Annotated in this window: 17 protein-coding genes and 1 pseudogene; 11 read left to right on the top strand and 7 right to left on the bottom strand. The window is 69.6% G+C overall.

What is annotated here, in order from left to right; genetic code table 11:
- Positions 1-29 precede the first annotated feature (29 nt).
- The 7 genes from ABZX92_RS25850 to ABZX92_RS25820 all read left to right on the top strand — a co-directional run bounded on the left by ABZX92_RS25850 (position 30) and on the right by ABZX92_RS25820 (position 6332).
- Positions 30-608, top strand: coding sequence for a uridine kinase (locus ABZX92_RS25850; RefSeq protein WP_355564341.1), 579 nt, complete (start codon positions 30-32; stop codon positions 606-608).
- 29 nt (positions 609-637) lie between these two features.
- Positions 638-1381: an ATP-binding protein gene (locus ABZX92_RS25845; protein WP_355564338.1), complete on the top strand. Its 744-nt coding sequence runs from the start codon at positions 638-640 to the stop codon at positions 1379-1381.
- Positions 1382-1469: 88 nt separating this feature from the next.
- Positions 1470-2456 carry a hypothetical protein gene (locus ABZX92_RS25840; protein ID WP_355564336.1) on the top strand — a complete coding sequence of 329 codons (987 nt, stop codon included), beginning with the start codon at positions 1470-1472 and terminating at the stop codon, positions 2454-2456.
- Positions 2443-3042, top strand: coding sequence for a DUF4129 domain-containing protein (locus tag ABZX92_RS25835; protein WP_355564334.1), 600 nt, complete (start codon positions 2443-2445; stop codon positions 3040-3042). Before ABZX92_RS25840 ends, ABZX92_RS25835 begins: the two co-directional genes overlap by 14 nt.
- Complete coding sequence (locus tag ABZX92_RS25830) at positions 3039-4082, top strand: DUF4350 domain-containing protein (protein WP_355564332.1); 1044 nt, start codon at positions 3039-3041, stop codon at positions 4080-4082. The genes ABZX92_RS25835 and ABZX92_RS25830 overlap by 4 nt, the downstream gene beginning before the upstream one ends.
- Positions 4079-5041, top strand: coding sequence for a MoxR family ATPase (locus ABZX92_RS25825; protein WP_355564329.1), 963 nt, complete (start codon positions 4079-4081; stop codon positions 5039-5041). The genes ABZX92_RS25830 and ABZX92_RS25825 overlap by 4 nt, the downstream gene beginning before the upstream one ends.
- A 1-nt stretch (position 5042) precedes the next feature.
- On the top strand, positions 5043-6332 hold the full coding sequence (locus ABZX92_RS25820) for a DUF58 domain-containing protein (protein ID WP_355564326.1): 1290 nt from the start codon (positions 5043-5045) through the stop codon (positions 6330-6332).
- Here ABZX92_RS25820 and ABZX92_RS25815 read toward each other — a convergent pair.
- Positions 6329-7336, bottom strand: a complete 1008-nt coding sequence (locus tag ABZX92_RS25815) for a stage II sporulation protein M (RefSeq protein ID WP_355564323.1) — start codon at positions 7334-7336, stop codon at positions 6329-6331. The two genes, ABZX92_RS25820 and ABZX92_RS25815, sit on opposite strands and share 4 nt — an antisense overlap.
- 19 nt (positions 7337-7355) lie before the next feature.
- Here ABZX92_RS25815 and ABZX92_RS25810 point away from each other — a divergent pair, with 19 nt between their 5' ends.
- Positions 7356-8087 (top strand): RDD family protein, encoded by a 732-nt coding sequence (locus tag ABZX92_RS25810; RefSeq protein ID WP_355564320.1) that lies wholly within the window; start codon positions 7356-7358, stop codon positions 8085-8087.
- Here the strand turns inward: ABZX92_RS25810 and ABZX92_RS25805 are convergent, their stop codons facing one another.
- Entirely contained in the window at positions 8088-8999 is a 912-nt protein-coding gene (locus ABZX92_RS25805; protein WP_355564317.1) for a hypothetical protein, read from the bottom strand.
- Complete coding sequence (locus tag ABZX92_RS25800; RefSeq protein ID WP_355564314.1) at positions 8996-9445, bottom strand: nuclear transport factor 2 family protein; 450 nt, start codon at positions 9443-9445, stop codon at positions 8996-8998. Before ABZX92_RS25800 ends, ABZX92_RS25805 begins: the two co-directional genes overlap by 4 nt.
- A gap of 78 nt (positions 9446-9523) precedes the next feature.
- Here ABZX92_RS25800 and ABZX92_RS25795 point away from each other — a divergent pair, with 78 nt between their 5' ends.
- Positions 9524-10039, top strand: a complete 516-nt coding sequence (locus ABZX92_RS25795) for a helix-turn-helix domain-containing protein (protein ID WP_355564311.1) — start codon at positions 9524-9526, stop codon at positions 10037-10039.
- Here the strand turns inward: ABZX92_RS25795 and ABZX92_RS25790 are convergent.
- From ABZX92_RS25790 to ABZX92_RS25775, 4 genes and pseudogenes are all read right to left on the bottom strand, one after another.
- Positions 10018-10806 (bottom strand): ATP-binding cassette domain-containing protein, encoded by a 789-nt coding sequence (locus ABZX92_RS25790; protein WP_355564418.1) that lies wholly within the window; start codon positions 10804-10806, stop codon positions 10018-10020. The two genes, ABZX92_RS25795 and ABZX92_RS25790, sit on opposite strands and share 22 nt — an antisense overlap.
- Positions 10795-11433 (bottom strand): annotated as a pseudogene (gene cbiQ / locus ABZX92_RS25785) (cobalt ECF transporter T component CbiQ); the annotation flags it as partial. The pseudogene cbiQ and the gene ABZX92_RS25790, both read right to left, overlap by 12 nt.
- Complete coding sequence (locus tag ABZX92_RS25780; RefSeq protein ID WP_355564308.1) at positions 11430-11714, bottom strand: PDGLE domain-containing protein; 285 nt, start codon at positions 11712-11714, stop codon at positions 11430-11432. The pseudogene cbiQ and the gene ABZX92_RS25780, both read right to left, overlap by 4 nt.
- Positions 11711-12397: an energy-coupling factor ABC transporter permease gene (locus ABZX92_RS25775; protein WP_355564305.1), complete on the bottom strand. Its 687-nt coding sequence runs from the start codon at positions 12395-12397 to the stop codon at positions 11711-11713. The genes ABZX92_RS25780 and ABZX92_RS25775 overlap by 4 nt, the downstream gene beginning before the upstream one ends.
- Before the next feature lie 190 nt (positions 12398-12587).
- On the opposite strand from ABZX92_RS25775, the gene ABZX92_RS25770 reads away from it, so the two are divergent.
- Together ABZX92_RS25770 and ABZX92_RS25765 are read left to right on the top strand one after the other, a co-directional pair.
- Positions 12588-14837, top strand: coding sequence for a glycoside hydrolase family 95-like protein (locus ABZX92_RS25770; protein WP_355564302.1), 2250 nt, complete (start codon positions 12588-12590; stop codon positions 14835-14837).
- Positions 14838-14886: 49 nt separating this feature from the next.
- The coding region (locus ABZX92_RS25765) for an aminotransferase class V-fold PLP-dependent enzyme (RefSeq protein ID WP_355564299.1) at positions 14887-16207 on the top strand (1321 nt) is incomplete at its 3' end.

The raw sequence follows: 16207 nt of genomic DNA, 5'->3' as shown, positions 1-16207 counted from the left end.
GGGCTGGTCATGTGCGAAAATCGCGTCTCGTGCCCATCCCACGCGCAGTGCTGCTCGCCGGACCGTCCGGCTCCGGCAAGTCGACGCTCGCCGCCCACCTCGGCTGGCCCGTGCTGCGCCTGGACGACTTCTACCGCGACGGCGACGACCCCGAACTCCCGAGGGACGAGCACGGGCGCGCGGACTGGGACGACATCAACTCCTGGAACGCCGACGCCGCGCTCAAAGCCGTCATCGAGCTCTCCGAGACGGGCCGCACCGAGGCACCGGTGTACTCGATCAGCGAGGACCGCAAGGTCGGCACCCAGACCATCGAGCTCGGCGACGCCCCCGCGTTCATCGCCGAGGGCCTGTTCGCGGACCTCCTCGTCCAAGGCGCGAAGGAAGCAGGCGTGCTCAAGGACGCGGTCGTGCTCGCCCCGAGCGCACCGGTCACGTTCGCCAGGAGGTTCGCCAGGGATGTCGCCGAGGCCCGCAAGCCGATCCCGACCCTGTTCCGGCGCGGCCTGCGGCTGATGCGCGAACAGCCGCAGGTGGTCAAGAGGTGCGTCGACGCCGGCATGCGCCGCACGACACCGCACAAGGCCAGGGTCGAACTCGCCGTGTGAGCCGGACCCGCACGGGTACCCGTCGGGCAATGACGAACATCCGCTTCGAGACCGCCACCCACGCCGGCGTCGTGATCGCGACCCCGGTGGGACGGCTCGAACTCGGCACCTACGCCGAACTGCGCGACGGCCTGCTCGACTACGCGTCCGACGAGCCGTGCGCGCTGATCGTGCGGCTGGGTCCGGGCTTCGAAGTGCCCGGCCACGCGATGCTCGCGGTGTTCAAGACGGTCTGGACGAGGATCTCGCGGTGGACCGGTATTCCCGTGGTGCTGCTCGCCGGGACCGCGACGCATCTCGCCACGTTGCGCTCCTCCGGAGTCTCGCGGTTCGTGTGCACCACGACGGATCTGAAGCAGGCGCTGGAGGCCGCGGAGCTGCCGCCGCACCGCGGGTTCCTGCGCGTGCCGCTGCCCAACTCGCCGACGGCGGCGATGACCGCGCGGACCGTCATGCGGGACACGTGCCGCGACTGGGACCTGGCCGAGGTGGTGGACGACGCGGTGCTCGTGGTGAGCGAACTGGTGGAGAACGCGGTCCGGCACGCCGGCTCCGAGCCGGTGCTGCGGATCGAACAACGGCCCCACGGCCTCTCGCTGGCCGTGCGGGACACCAGCCCGGAACTGCCGCGGCTCAACACCGCCGATCCCGAGGTGCCGGGGCATCGGGGCGTCCAGCTGGTCGACCACCTGAGCACCGAGTGGGGCTGCCTGCCGTCCTCGGACGGGGGGAAAATCGTGTGGGCCGTGCTCGTCTCCGCGGACGGCGGGTAGCGGTCACCATTTCGTGATCGAGTCGCGCTGTGACGAGCGGGCTGATCTGGCAGGATGCCGCTCACACATCGCCCAGGGGGTTGCCGCAATGTCCGAAACGCCCGGCTGGTCCTCGCCCGACCAGCAACCGAACCAGCCGCAGCAGCCGCCGCAGCCGCCTCCCGGCTACTACGCCCCGCCGCCGCCCGGACCGGCACCGACGATCAAGCCCGGCGTGATCCCGCTGCGCCCGCTGGCCGTGGGCGAGATCATCGACGGCGCCATCACCACGATGCGCAAGTACCCGGTGCTGCTGCTCGGTGCGGCCGCCGCTGTCGCCGCGGTCACCCAGATCGTCGGCCTGCTCGTGCAGCTGCCGTTCCTGGACGACCTCACCTCCGCGGCGACGATCGACCCGAACACGGTGACCCAGCAGGAGGCGATCGACCGCATCACGTCGGGCCTCGTCGGCTTCCTCACCGGCACGGCGCTCAGCATCCTGCTGCTGCTGATCGGCACGGTCTTCCTGTCCGGCTTCATCACCGTCGTCGTGGGTCACGCGGTGCTGGGCCGGCCGGTCACGTTCGCCCAGGCGTGGAACGAGTTCAAGCCGCGGCTGCTGCCGTTGCTCGGCGCGACGCTGCTGAGCAGCCTCGTGATCATGGTCGGCGTGGTCCTCTGCATCATCCCCGGCATCTGGCTCGGGGTGATGTTCTCGCTGATCGGCCCCGCGCTGGTGCTGGAGCGCTGCGGCGTCGGCGCCGCGTTCGGGCGTTCGCGGGCCCTCGTGAACGGCGCCTGGTGGCGGACGTTCGGCATCCTGGTGCTCGCCGCGATCATCAGCGGCGTGATCAGCTGGATCATCAGCCTCCCGTTCGGCCTGCTCGGCGCCGCGACGACCGGTTTCTCCTCCGACCCGACGGCGGCGCTGAGCGCCGGTTCGCTGGTGCTGTCGGCGATCGGCGGCATCATCGCGCAGACGATCACGCTGCCGTTCTCGTCCGCCGTCAACGTGCTGGTCTACGTCGACCGCCGGATGCGGGCGGAGGGCATGGACATCGAACTCCAGCGGGCCGCGGGACATGGCGGTATCTGACGTACCGGTAGATCTCGACCGCGACGAGGCCAGGGAGGCGGCCGCCAGGGAGCTCGGCAACCCGGCGTACGTCTCCGACGACCCGAACCCGATCGAACGCGCCTTCCGCTGGGTGCTGGAGAAGCTGGGCGTGCTGTTCGCGGGTGCGGGCGGCATGAGCGGCATCACCGCGATCACGGTCCTCGTCGTGGTCGTGGTGATCCTCGTGATCGTCATCAGGCTCCGCGTGAGCCGCAACGTCCGTGCCGCGCGGTCAGCCGACTCCGTGTTCGGCGGCAAGGTCATGACCGCCGCCGAGCACCGCGCGGCGGCGGAACGCGCCGCGGCGGCAGGAGATCTGGCCGAGGCGGTGCGTGAACGCTTCCGCGCCGTGGTGCGGGAACTGGAGCAGCGCGGCGTGCTCGACCCGCGGGCCGGCCGTACGGTGGACGAGGTGGCGATCGAGGCGGGGCACGCCCTTCCGGTGCTGGCGGACGACCTGCGCGGCGCGGCCGTGCAGTTCGACGACGTCTGGTACGGCGGCCGGCCGGCCACGGCGCAGGGGTACCAGCAGCTGGTCTCCGTGGACGACAGGGTGCGCGCATGACGGCGGTGTCCCCCGACGCCGGCCGGATCTGGACTGCCGCGCGCGGGCCGTTGGTGATCGGCGTGATCATCCTGTTCACGGCCGTCGTGATCACGTTGATCCGCGGTGGTGGTGAGGGCGGTTCGCTGGACCCGCGCTCGTACCGGCCGGAGGGCAGCCACGCCGTGGTCGCGCTGCTGGAGCAGAACGGCGTGCGGGTCGAACGGACCGAAGACGCGTCCTCCGTGTCGTCGCTGGAGGGTGCGACGCTGTTCGTGACCCAACCGAACCTGATCGACCCCGCGCGACTGGCGAGTTTGACCAAGCGTGCCGCGGCCACCGTGCTGCTCGCGCCCGCCGCTGCCGGCCTGCGCCGGGTGGAGGTGGAAACCCGTGAGCCGGGCTGCCCGCTGGCGGCCAGGGCGGGTGCGGCCAAGACCGGCGGGTTCGTGTACGACGGCGAACAGCGTTGCTACGACTCGACTCTGGTCCGCACGGGCACGGTGACGACGCTCGGGTTCGGCGCGATCTTCACCAACCGCGACCTCGACGCCGACGGCAACGCGGCGCTCGCGTTGTCGTTGCTGGGCCAGCACGAACGGCTCGTCTGGTACATGCCGTCGGCCGCGGACCGCTCGCAGCAGAAGTCGTTCACGGACCTGGTGCCGGACGGCTGGAAGTTCGGCGCGTTCCAGCTCGGCGTCGCGGCCGTGGTGATCGCGTTGTGGCGGGCGCGCAGGCTGGGCCGGGTGGTGACCGAGCCGCTGCCGGTGGTGGTGCGCGCGGCCGAGACCGTGGAGGGCAGGGCGCGGCTGTACCGCAGCTCCCGCGCTTCCACACACGCCGCTGCGGTGTTGCGCCAGGCTTCGCGTGACCGGCTGGCCCCGTTGCTGGGGCTGCCGGTGGGCGAGGACGTGTCGGCGGAGGTCGCCCGCAGGACGTCGCGATCCGTCGCGGACGTCAGGACTTTGCTCTATTCGCAGGAGCCGGTGGACGACCGGGGGCTGGTCGCGCTGGCATCAGAGCTCGATGCCGTGGAGAACGAGGTACGCAGGGGATGACTGTCACCGTCTCGACCGAGGAAGCACGCTCGGCGCTGGTCGCGTTGCGCTCGGAGATCGGCAAGGCCGTGGTGGGCAACGACTCCGCCGTGACGTCGCTGATCCTCGCGTTGCTGTGCAAGGGACACGTGCTGCTGGAGGGCGTGCCGGGCGTCGCGAAGACGTTGCTGGTGCGGGCGATGGCTCGGGCGCTCGACCTGCAGACGACGCGGGTGCAGTTCACGCCGGACCTGATGCCCGGTGACCTGACCGGGTCGCTGGTCTACGACTCGCACAACGCGGCTTTCTCGTTCCGCGAGGGGCCGGTGTTCACGAACCTGCTGCTGGCGGACGAGATCAACCGGACGCCGCCGAAGACGCAGGCCGCGCTGCTGGAGGCGATGGAGGAGCGGCAGGTGTCGGCCGACGGCAAGACCCGCCCGCTGCCGACGCCGTTCATCGTCGTGGCGACGCAGAACCCGGTGGAGTACGAGGGCACCTATCCCCTGCCCGAGGCGCAGCTGGACCGGTTCCTGCTCAAGGTGACCATGCCGATTCCGGCGCGTGAGCACGAGATCGACGTGCTGACGAGGCACGCCACGGGCTTCGATCCGCGTGATCTCTCCTCGTTGTCCCCGGTCGCCGGGGCAACGCACCTGGACGCTGGTGCGGCCGCCGTGCGTTCGCTGACCGTGGCGCCTGAGGTCATCGCTTACGTGGTGGACGTCTGCCGGGCCACTCGGCAGTCTCCCGCTGTGCGCCTGGGGGTTTCTCCGCGTGGTGCCACGGCTCTGCTGGCGGTGGCACGGGCGTGGGCGTGGCTGTCCGGGCGGGACTACGTGACGCCGGACGACGTGAAAGCGTTGGCGCGCCCGGCTTTGCGGCACCGGCTGGAGCTGCGTCCGGAGGCCGAGCTGGAGGGCGTGACGGCGGACGGCGTGCTGGACGGCGTGCTCGGCATGGTCCAGGTGCCGCGCTGACGTGGCGCTCACGGGCCGCGCGGGGCTGCTCGCGCTCATCGGTGTTCTGGTCGTCGGACTCGTCTTGCCTTCGTGGCAAGGGATTCTCGTGCTGCTCGGCGTGCTGGTCCTGTGCGTTTTCGTGGACCTGGCGCTGGCGGGCGGGGTTCGGCGGCTGACGTTCTCCCGTTCCGGGGCCACCTCGGTGCGGACGGGCGAGCTGTGCACGGTGTCGCTGACCGTGCGGAACCCCGGGCGGCGGGTGCGGGGTGTGCTCCGGGACGCGTGGGCGCCTTCCGCCGGTGTGGTCGCGGACCGGGTTCCGGTCGACGTGCCCGCGGGTGGCTCGCGGACTTATGCCTTTGAGCTGCGGCCGGTGCGTCGCGGGGATCGCGTTTCCGACCGTGTGACCGTGCGGTCTGTCGGGCCGTTGGGGATCGCGGCGCGGCAGGGCTCGCACGTCGTGCCGTGGACCGTGCGCGCGTTGCCCCCGTTCCACAGCCGTCGCCACCTGCCGCCGCTGCTGGAACGCTTGCGCGAGCTGGACGGCCGCCGGGCCTCGTTGATCCGTGGTGCCGGCACGGAGTTCGACTCGTTGCGCACCTACGTGATCGGCGATGACGTGCGGTCGATCGACTGGCGTGCCTCGGCTCGGTCGTCCGATGTCGTGGTGCGGACGTGGCGGCCCGAGCGCGACCGGCAGGTGACGATCGTGCTCGACACGGCTCGCACCGCTGCCGGACGCGTCGACGGCACTCTGGGTGGCCTGCCGCGGCTCGACACGTCGATGGACGCGGCGTTGTTGTTGTCCGCCTTGGCTTCGCACGCTCGGGACCAGGTGGACTTCCTGGCGTTCAGCACGAAGGTGCGGGCTTCGGTGCCGCGGGCGACGCTGCCTGTTCTGGTGCAGGCGATGGCTCCTCTGGAAGCCGAGCTGGTGGAGTTCGACGCTCGCGGTGTGGTGGCGGAGGTGCTGCGCCGGGCCGGCCGGCGTTCGCTGGTCGTGCTGCTGACGTCGCTGGAGCCGTCGATCGAGCACGGATTGCTGCCGTTGCTGCCCGCCTTGGCTTCCCGGCACCGGCTGCTGATCGCTTCGGTGTCCGATCCCGCCGTGCACGCGATGGCTGCCGGGCGGGGCGATCTGGAGTCTGTTTATGGCGCCGCTGCTGCGGAACGGACGTTGGCTGAACGCCGCCGTCTGACCGCTTTGCTCGCACGGCACGGCGTGGACGTGGTGGACGCACTGCCCGACGAACTGCCGCGCGCGCTCGCGGATCGCTACCTGTCGTTGAAGGCCGCGGGCAAGCTCTAGACCGACGTGGGTGCGATGTCCTCACGTTCGCTGGCGTCCACGTCTCCGGTCTCCCCCTGCTGCGCCGCCCGCCTCCCGATGACGAACACGTAGAGCAGGAACAGGATTTCGGCGACGGCCCCGATGCCCACGCGGGCCCACGTCGGCAGGCCGGACGGCGTCACGAACCCTTCCAGGACACCGGAGACGAGCAGCACCACGACGAGCCCCAGCGCCACGGCCACCACCGAACGCCCCTCGGACGCCAGCGCGGCGGTGCGGGTGCGTTTGCCGGGGTCGATCACCTGCCAGCCCAGGCGCATGCCGATGCCCGCCGCGACGAACACCGCCGTCAGCTCCAGGAGTCCGTGCGGGGCCAGGAGTCCCAGGAACTCGGGGCCGCGGCCGGCGCCGAACATCAGGCCGAGGCCGACCGCGAGGTTCACGGCGTTGGTCAAGAGCAGGTAGATCGGCGGGATGGCGAACAACACGCCGAGCAGCAGGCACGTGGCGGAGACCCAGGCGTTGTTCGTCCACACCTTCGCCGCGAACGACCCGGCCGGATCGCTGGAGTAGTAGCTCTCGTAGCCGCCGCCGACCTTGGTCATCTCGCGCAGCTCGTCCGGCGCGGCGATGGTCGCCTGCACGTCCGGGTTCGCCGCGATCCAGGCCGCCATGATGCCGCTGAGCAGGTAGAACACCACGCCCGCCGGCACCCACCAGCGCCAGCCGAGGTAGATCGCGGCGGGCAGCCGGTGCGTGAAGAACTTCGTGAAGATCTGCCACGCGGGCGTGTGCGTGCCGGTGAGCTTGGAGCGCGCCCGCGCCACCAGCGACGACAGCCGTTCGACCGTGGCCGGGTCCGGCGTCTGGCTGCGCACGACCGACAGGTGCGTCGTCACCCGCTGGTACAGCTCGATCAGCTCGTCGGCCTCGGCCCCGCTGAGCCGGCCCGACCGCTTGACCAGCTGCTCGAGCCGCTGCCACGACGCGCGGTGGCGATCGATGAACACGTCCAGATCCACGATGAGTCACACTATCCGCGTGGGGGACCTCGTTACCGGTGAAGCCGTAGTTCTGGACCTGCGCGTCGCTCAGCTCGCGAGCAGGGCGGTGGCGTTCGCGTTCGACGTCGCTTGTCAGTTCCTGCTGTTGCTGCTCGTGTTCCTGCTGGCGCCGGTCGGGTTCGACGACGCGCTGCAGTCCGCGATCGCCCTGACGTTGCTGGTGCTCGTGCTCATCGGCTATCCGACTCTGGTCGAGTCGCTGTCGCGCGGCCGCTCGCTCGGCAAGCTCGTGATGGGCCTGCGGGTCGTGCGCGACGACGGCGGCTCGATCCGGTTCCGGCACGCCCTGGTGCGCGCGCTGGGCGGCTTCTTCGTCGACTTCTGGGCGCTCGGCCTGCTCGGCACCGTGGCGTTGTTCGTGTCCCTGTTCTCCTCGAAGGGCAAACGGGTCGGCGACTACCTGGCGGGCACCGTCGTCATCCACACCCGCGTGCCGCAGCAGGAGGTCGAGCTGATCGACATGCCGCCGCAGCTGGCCGAGTGGGCGCGCGGCCTCGACCTGTCGCAGCTGCCGGACGAGCTGGTGCTGGCGGCGCGGCAGTACCTGGCGCGGTATCACGAGCTGGGCGAGCAGGCGCGGTGGGAGCTGGGCACGCGGCTTTCGAACGACGTCGGTGCCGCGATTCGGTCGCCGCGGGTCGACTACACGCATCCGCACCCGTATCTGGCGGCGGTGCTGGCGGAACGGCGCCGGCGCGCGGCCGGTTGATCATGTACTGATCCTCGCCCGGCGCAGTCGTTCAGGCGCTTGTTCCTTCACTGCGGTGAGCGAGATCGGCGCGTTCCCGTGCAGGGCTTCCCAGCGCGCGTTGTGCAGAGCGGTCCAGAGGCTGGCGGCCCAGGCGATCTCCAGTTCCTCTTCAGTGAACTCTCTTCGGCGAGCCTCCTGGTAGGTCTCCAGGAACGCCTGCGAACTCTCCACGGGCACCAGGGACGGCGGCGGATCGTTGGCGAACGCTCCGGCCGCCGCGCCTGCCAGTGCCGCTTCCGGTTGCCACGCCAGGCTGTCCCAGTCGTGCACCGCCCAGATTTCACCGGATCGCCAGCGGAGGTTCTGCGCCTCGAAGTCCGCGTGACCGAGCACGCACGGCAGATCCGTGGCCCGCAGGCGTTTGCGGATCCGTTCCGCCGTGTCGACGACGAACGACGGCACCACGCTCTGGTCGCGGGAGTCGAGGAAGCCGATCGCGGGCCACAAACCGGGACCGTCGTGGTCCCATCTCGCCCATCGCGGGTTCGGCAGCGGAGGCGGAACGCTCACGGTCGCCAGTTCGGCCATCAACCGGGCGAACACGGCGGCATAGCGACGGGCGACAGGTGGTGTGTCACCGCGCAGGACCGAACCGCCCGGCAAGGACGATTCGGCGTGCACGGCCAAAGTGCCGGCGAAGGTCACCGGCGTGAGCGGGCGGGGGCACGGAAACCCCCGCCCGGCAAGCAAAGCCTGCGCGGTCAGGCACGACTCCGCGCGGCCGTCGTCCTCGCGGGCCTTCACGTAGACCTCGCGGCCGTCGGCCAGCCGCACGCCGAACACCGAGGAGATCGACACCCGCTCGTACAGCACTTCGGCCGGTTCACTCCCCAGGTGCTCCGCGCACCAGGCCCGCAGGTCGAACGTCACGCAGGCGACTCTGCCACGTGCGGCTGGTAGGGCATGCCGAACAGCTCGGCCATCTGCAGCGGGTTCATGTAGTCGTCGTAGCGCGTGATCTCGCCGTCGCGCAGGTGGATGATCGCGACGGCCGTGAAGGTGTAGTAGTCCTGCTTCACCTTCGACCAGCCGCGGTGCGTGATCTCGGCGACCGCCACGGAGGGATCGTTGGTGCGCCAGCAGTTCGCCTGGACCTCCTGGATCTCGATCTTCTCCCGCACGTTGGAACCGCGGACCCTGGTGAAGAAGCCGCGGATCTCCTCGCGGCCTTTGATCTCCGGAGGCTGCCAGTGCGCCGGGAACCGGTAGGCCATGACGCCGTCCTCGGCGAAGAGGTCGGCGAAGTCGCTGTGCGTGGCCTCCCCCGCGACCATCTGGCGGACGTGCTCGACGATCTGTTCGGGCGTGCGTGTCATCTGTCGTGCCCCCATCTCTAGAATCGGAACGGTGACCCCGGTTATGACGATACGGAACGCGCGCCCCGGTTGGCAACGATGAGGGCCGATGCGGCGCGGAATCGCGAGAAGGTGCTGGAAGCGGCGCGGGAGTTGTTCGCGGCGCAGGGCTTCGACGTGCCGCTGGACGAGATCGCGGCCAGGGCCGGCGTCGGGCCCGGCACGGTCTACCGGCACTTCCCGACGAAGCAGGCGCTGTTCCAGGCCGTCACGGAGGCGCGGGTGGCGGCGATGATCGAGTCGGCGGCACTGCCCGCCGAAGATCCCAGAGCGGCGCTTTTCGCGTTCCTCGGGCGAATGGCGGAGGAGGCGTCGGCGAAGCGGGACATGTCCGACGCGATCACCGTGACACCCGAGCTGCGCAAGAGCCTGCACGCGACGCTGGGCGGCCTGCTGCACAAGGCTCAGGAGGCGGGCGAGGTGCGCACCGACGTCACGGCCACGGACCTGGTGATCCTCATGAAGGGGATGCTGCAGAGCCTGCACGAGGGCGGCAACCCCGACGTGCTGCTGCAGATCGTGCTGACCGGGCTTCAGTCGAGCCGGAAGCCGTAGGGCAGCTCCAGGCGGTGCCGCGCCAGCAGGTCGGCGTCGGCGAGGATCTCGCGGGTCGGACCGTCCGCGACGACCACGCCGTCGTCGACCAGCACGCTGCGAGGGCAGATCTGCAGCGCGAACGGCAGGTCGTGCGTGACCATCAGCATCGTGCGGCCCAGACCGAGCAGCAGTTCGGCCAGCTCCCTGCGCGCCACCGGTTCGAGGTTCGCGGACGGCTCGTCCAGCACCAGGATCTCGGGGTCGCACGCCAGCACCGAGGCGAGAGCCACGCGTCGGCGCTGGCCGCCGGAGAGGTGCAGCGGCGAGCGGTCCGCGACGGATTCCATGCCCACGGCGGACAACGCGCGAGCAACACGACCGTCCACATCGGACATACCGAAGTTCTGCGGGCCGAACGCGACGTCCTCGCGCACGGTCGGGCAGAACAGCTGGTCGTCCGGATCCTGGAAGACGAGACCGACCCGGCGGCGGATCTCGCGCAGGCTCCGCTTCGAGACCTCCAGCCCCGCAACGGAAACCGTGCCGGAGCCACCCGCGAGAACCCCGTTGAGATGCAGGGCGAACGTCGTCTTGCCGGCCCCGTTCGGGCCGAGCACCGCGACCCGTTCCCCGCGCGAAACCCGCAGGTCGACGCCGAACAGGGCCTGGTGGCCGTCGGGATAGGCGAAGGCGAGCTTCGAGACCTCCAGCGCGGGCGCGGCCGGGGTCTCCGGCACGATCGTCGCCGAGCCTCCCGGCCTGCCCGTCCAGCCGCGCGACACCATCGCCAGGTGCACCCTCTCTCCGCGTTCGTAGGACCGGATGAACAGCGTGCCGACCGAGCGCGCCATCGCTCCCGCCTGCCACAGGAACCGCGGGTCATCACCACGGGAGATGCGTGCGACTCGCATGCGTTTCGCTTCCCCCACAACGACTTCGCCGTAGCGGAGCATCAGCGTGGCGATCATGATCAACGGCGCCGGCACCCGCAACGCCTGCAGACCGCGCAGCAACTCCCCCGGCGCCGTCGTGGCGGCCAGGGTCAGGCTGATCAGCACGCCCAAGGTGCCCTTGGCGAGGATGTTCCAGCCCGCCAAAGAGCCTTCGACCGAGACCGAGAACCCGAGGAACGAAGTGCGCGGGTCCGTGCCGAAAATCGGCAGCAGGAACGCGAGCACCACGAACGGCACCTCGATCACCGCGCGCTTCACGAACCACAGCACCGGAACCCGCGCCACCGACCACACCGCGACGATCACCAGCAGGTACAGGCCGAACAACGGAAACATCGTGCGTGGAGTCGCCACGACGCCCAGCACCGCCGCGAACGCCACGAGGATCTTCACGTGGGGCGCGAGGCGGTGCACCGGCGAGTCGCCGGCGTGATGGAGGACGTCGTGGCTACCGCTCATCGAACGTCAGACTTCTTGCGCAGCATCCAAAAGAGACCGAACGACAAAGCCAGCACCACGACCACGCCGAGCACGCCCGCGAGCCCGGTGAACTTGTCGTCACCGCCGAGCGCGTAGTCGGCGAAAGTGCTGCCCGCCAACGGATGTTCCCGCGCGTGCTGGGCGATCCCGGTGTCCTCGACCGTCCTGTCCAGGCCGTCCGGGTCACCGGAAGCGAAGTACGACAGCACGCCCGCGATCAGCAGCGAGACGAACGCGAACCCGATGAAGAACTTCTTCACGACCGGACCTCCAACGGCTTTGCGCTGCCCCGCAACAAGTACACGAGATCGGGCCGGATCGACGCGACCGACGTGACCGTGACGGCGGTGATCAAGCCCTCACCGATGCCGATCAACGCGTGCAGCCCCCACATCAGCAGCGCGACCTTGCCGATCTCCACCCCGCCCGCGCCACCGATCGCGTACTCGATCACGAACCCGGTGGCGGCGACCACGGTGTTGATGAACGCCGAGACGAACGCGACCGCGGCCAGCCCGCCCTTGCCGCGCTCAGCGAGCTTGCGCAGCGCGATCGCGACGAAGAACCCGGTCGCGGTGCCGATCAGCGCCATGTTCGTGACGTTGGCGCCGAGCGCGGTGAGCCCGCCGTCCGCGAACAGCAGCGCCTGCACCACCAGCACGATCGTCACGCACAACGCGCCGACGTACGGGCCGACCAGGATCGCCGCCAGCGCACCGCCGAGCAGGTGACCGGACGCGCCGGGCAGGATCGGGAAGTTGATCATCTGGACGGCGAAGATGAACGTGGCCACCAGGCCCGCCATCGGAGCGGTGCGGTCGTCGAGGTCCGCGCGTGCCTTGACCAACGCGAACCCGACGCCGAGCGCCGCGATGACGAGGAAGGCCACGGAGGTCGGCGCGTTCAGCAGTCCGTCGCTCATGTGCATGGCAACAGGTGACATGTGCGATCACGCTAATTGCCGGAGCGCGGTTATGGCCAGAACTGTGCAACAACAATTTGCAGGCAAGTACGCGGTGATGGTCACACCGAGGCCTTCGGATCGCGAGCCCGCCTCGGTTCGCCGCCCTAGTCATCGGATGAATTCTGCGTAAGATCCCTTCCGCCGCCGCCACGGCCTGGAGGGACGAACAGTGACAGAGCTGTCGCGCAGAACCTTTCTGTACGGGACAGGCGCGGCCGTAGGTGCTTCCGCGCTCGGCGGAGGGGTCGCGGCCGCTGCTCCCGATCAAGTTCAGACATCGGGTCACCGGAACGTCCACCGGGACGTCGTGAGCGATGCTCGCATGGAGTGGAAGCAACTGCCCAAGAGCTGGGGCGACAGCCCGTTCCTCGCGAACGGCTTCCTCGGCGTGCAGGTCTACGCCGGTCGCACGCCGAACGAGCTGAAGCTCATGCTGAGCCACTCCGAGGTGCAGGACCAGCGCGAGCACTGGGAGGCCGCGATCGGCCTGTCGAGGCTGCCGATCGGGTACCTGACCTTGGCTTTCGCCGGCGCGATCACCGCGGTCGACTGGACGCTGGACCTGTGGAACGCCGAGCTCACCGGCACGGTGACCACCACGCAGGGCAGCGCCTCCTTCACGATGCTGGTGCACAACGCGCGCAGCACCTTCCTCGCGCGGGTCAAAGGTGAGGTGACCTGGGGTTTCCAGCCCCTGCAGTCGGCCACGACCCGCACGATCCGCAAGCCGGCCGACTACACGGCCAACCCCGACGCGACGCTGGGCACGGGCAACGGCGTCTCGTACGCCGCACAGCCGCTCCACGCGGGCGGTGGCTACACCACGGCCTGGCAGGCCCGTGACGGCCGGTTCGCGGCCCACGTGGCGTACACACACCCCGCGGACACGCACACCTCCGACGCGATCCGCGAGGTGCGCCAGGCGTTGTCGATCCCGTTCGAGGTGCTGACGCAGCAGCATCGTCGCTGGTGGAACGCCTACTTCGCGAAGTCGCTGGTCTCGGTGCCGGACAAGCTCGTGCAACGCTTCTACTGGGCGCAGATCTACAAGATGGCCGCCGCGACCCGTGCCGACGCGCCGGTGATCTCCGAGTGGGGCCCGTGGTTCCCCGAGGCGGGCGCCAGCTGGACGGCCGTGTGGTGGAACCTCAACGTCCAGATCTCGTATCCGCTGATCAACGGCTCGAACCACCACGAGCTCGACGCCGTCACCACGACGTTGAAGCGCTTCGAGCACCACCTCGAACTGAACGTGAACCCGGCCTACCGCGACGGCAACTCGTACGCGATCTGCCACCCCGGCGACCGCACGCTGCGCTCCGGCCCGCGCTACTGCGGCGTCCCCGGCGTGGCGCCGAATGACCACACGGGCAATCTTCTGTGGGCCTGCCACAACGTCTGGCTGGGCTACCGGCACACGATGGACAAGCGGATCCTGTCCGACGTCCTGTTCCCGATCCTGACCAAGGCCGTCAACTACTACGCGCGGTTCCTCATCGAGGGCGCCGACGGCAAGCTGCACCTGCCGGAGACGCGTTCGCCGGAGTACGCCAACGCCACGGACACCACGTACGACCTGTCGCTGATCCGCTGGGGCGTGCGCACGTTGCTGTCCATCGAGGAGAACGCGCGCTGGCGCGACATCCTCACCCGCCTGGTCCCCTACGCCCAGGGTCCCAACGGCGTGCTGATCGGCAAGGACGTGTCGCTCAACGACTCGCACCGCCACTTCTCGCACATGCTGTGGTTCTACCCGTTGCGCGAGCTGACCTACGACATGCCCGAGCACCGGGATCTGATCAACCGCACGTTCGACCACTGGACCTCGCGGCAGCAGCTGTGGGCCGGCTACAGCTACGGCGCCGCGTCCGCGATGGCGTCGGCGATGGGCCGCCCGGACGAGGCGCTGTCGTTCCTGCGCTACTTCCTGGACCGCAAGCAGGTGGGCACCAACGCCGTCCTCACCGAGAACACCTTCTACCGCGAGGGCGGCAACCTCGCGATCGAGTCGCCGCTCATGTCCGGCCAGGCCGTCCTCGAAATGATGGTCCAGTCGCACAACAACGTCGTGCGCGTCTTCCCGTCCATCTCATCTTCGTGGGCGGACGCGTCGATCTCCTCGTTGCGAACCCAAGGCGCGTTCCTGGTCGACGCCTCCCGCTCGGCCGGCCGCACCGACTGGGTCCAGGTCCACTCGGAGGCGGGTTCTCCCCTGCTCCTGGAGCACGGCATCACCGGCGACATCGACGTGCGCGACAACTCGGGCCGCCGGCTCAACTACAAGCAACGCGGTTCGGCCATCGAAATCCCGCTTCGCCGAGGTCAGACGGCCGTGGTCTCCCGACGCGGCACCCGCCCCGACGTCTCAGCACGCGATGTGGCCGCCAACGGCTCGTCCTCGCGCTGGGGTCTGCCGTAACGTACAAATTCGAACATTCGGGTTTGCACGGACGAGTGGGGTGTACACAGTGGATCTTCAGCACTGGCTCAACGAAGCGCTGGCCAACCACGAGAAGTGGACCGCCGAGTACGGCTCCTTCTCCCCCCACTCGTCCCTGCAGGTCGACCCGACGCTCTTCTCCTCGGCCCTGGCCGAACTCCAGGACCGCCTGCGCGACAACTACCCGTTCTTCCACCCGCGCTACGCGGGCCAGATGCTCAAGCCTCCACACCCGGCAGCCGTCGTCGGCTACCTCAGCGCGATGCTGATCAACCCGAACAACCACGCCCTGGACGGCGGCCCGGCCACCGCCGCCATGGAGCGCGAGGTCGTCTCCGGCCTGGCGCACATGTTCGGCTACGGCGACGAGCACCTCGGCCACCTGACCTCCAGCGGCACGATCGCCAACCTGGAAGCCCTCTTCGTAGCCCGCTCGCTGCACCCCTCTCGCGGCGTCGCCTACTCCTCCGAGGCCCACTACACCCACTCACGCATGTGCGGCGTCCTCAACATCGAGGGCCATCCGGTCGCCGTGGACAGTCGCGGCCGCATGGACCTTGACGCCCTCGAAGCGCTCCTGAAGACCGGCAAGGTCGGCACCGTCGTAGTCACCCCGGGAACCACCGCGCTGGGCGCCATCGAACCGGTGCACCTCGTACTGGACCTCGCACGCCGCTACGACGCACGGGTGCACGTGGACGCCGCCTACGGAGGCTTCTTCACCTTGTTGTCCGGCACGGACCTGGCCCCCGAACCGTGGCAGGCCATCGCGTCGTGCGACTCCGTGGTCGTAGACCCGCACAAGCACGGCCTACAGCCCTACGGCTGCGGCGCGGTCCTGTTCCGCGACCCGTCCGTGGGCCGCTTCTACCTCCACGACTCCCCCTACACCTACTTCACCTCGGACGAGATGCACCTGGGCGAAATCAGCCTGGAATGCTCCCGCGCGGGCGCGGCGGCCGCAGGCTTGTGGCTGACGTTGAGGTTGCTGCCTTTGACCCGCGACGGTCTGGGCGAAGTCCTGGCGGCCGGACGGCGGGCAGCCGTGCGGTGGGCGTCGATCATCCAGGAGTCGGACGCTCTGGAGCTCTACCAGGAGCCCGAACTGGACATCGTCACGTACTTCCCCCGCACGAACCCCCTGACGCTGTCCGCTGTGGACACCGCCTCGCACCGGGTCATGGAGACGGGCATGAACGCGGCCGTCGACCCGATCTTCCTGAGCGTCGCCCGCGCCTCGAAGGCCGCCTTCGCACTGAGGCATCCGGACGTCGCGGCCGATGTGGACGGCGCCCGTGTGCTCCGCAGCGTGCTGATGAAGCCGGAGTCCGAGGACTACCTCGACACCC

Source organism: Lentzea sp. NPDC006480 (assembly GCF_040611995.1).
Taxonomy (GTDB): Bacteria; Actinomycetota; Actinomycetes; order Mycobacteriales; family Pseudonocardiaceae; genus Lentzea.
This window is presented reverse-complemented; position numbering and strand designations above follow the sequence as displayed.

Excerpts from the sequence above, each read along its gene's own strand:
- ABZX92_RS25845 (WP_355564338.1), top strand. The coding sequence starts at position 638 with ATGACGAACATCCGCTTCGAGACCGCCACCCACGCCGGCGTCGTGATC.
- ABZX92_RS25840 (WP_355564336.1), top strand. The coding sequence starts at position 1,470 with ATGTCCGAAACGCCCGGCTGGTCCTCGCCCGACCAGCAACCGAACCAG.
- ABZX92_RS25835 (WP_355564334.1), top strand. The coding sequence starts at position 2,443 with ATGGCGGTATCTGACGTACCGGTAGATCTCGACCGCGACGAGGCCAGG.
- ABZX92_RS25830 (WP_355564332.1), top strand. The coding sequence starts at position 3,039 with ATGACGGCGGTGTCCCCCGACGCCGGCCGGATCTGGACTGCCGCGCGC.
- ABZX92_RS25825 (WP_355564329.1), top strand. The coding sequence starts at position 4,079 with ATGACTGTCACCGTCTCGACCGAGGAAGCACGCTCGGCGCTGGTCGCG.
- ABZX92_RS25800 (WP_355564314.1), bottom strand. The coding sequence starts at position 9,445 with ATGACACGCACGCCCGAACAGATCGTCGAGCACGTCCGCCAGATGGTC.
- ABZX92_RS25795 (WP_355564311.1), top strand. The coding sequence starts at position 9,524 with ATGAGGGCCGATGCGGCGCGGAATCGCGAGAAGGTGCTGGAAGCGGCG.
- ABZX92_RS25790 (WP_355564418.1), bottom strand. The coding sequence starts at position 10,806 with ATGGTGTCGCGCGGCTGGACGGGCAGGCCGGGAGGCTCGGCGACGATC.
- ABZX92_RS25775 (WP_355564305.1), bottom strand. The coding sequence starts at position 12,397 with ATGTCACCTGTTGCCATGCACATGAGCGACGGACTGCTGAACGCGCCG.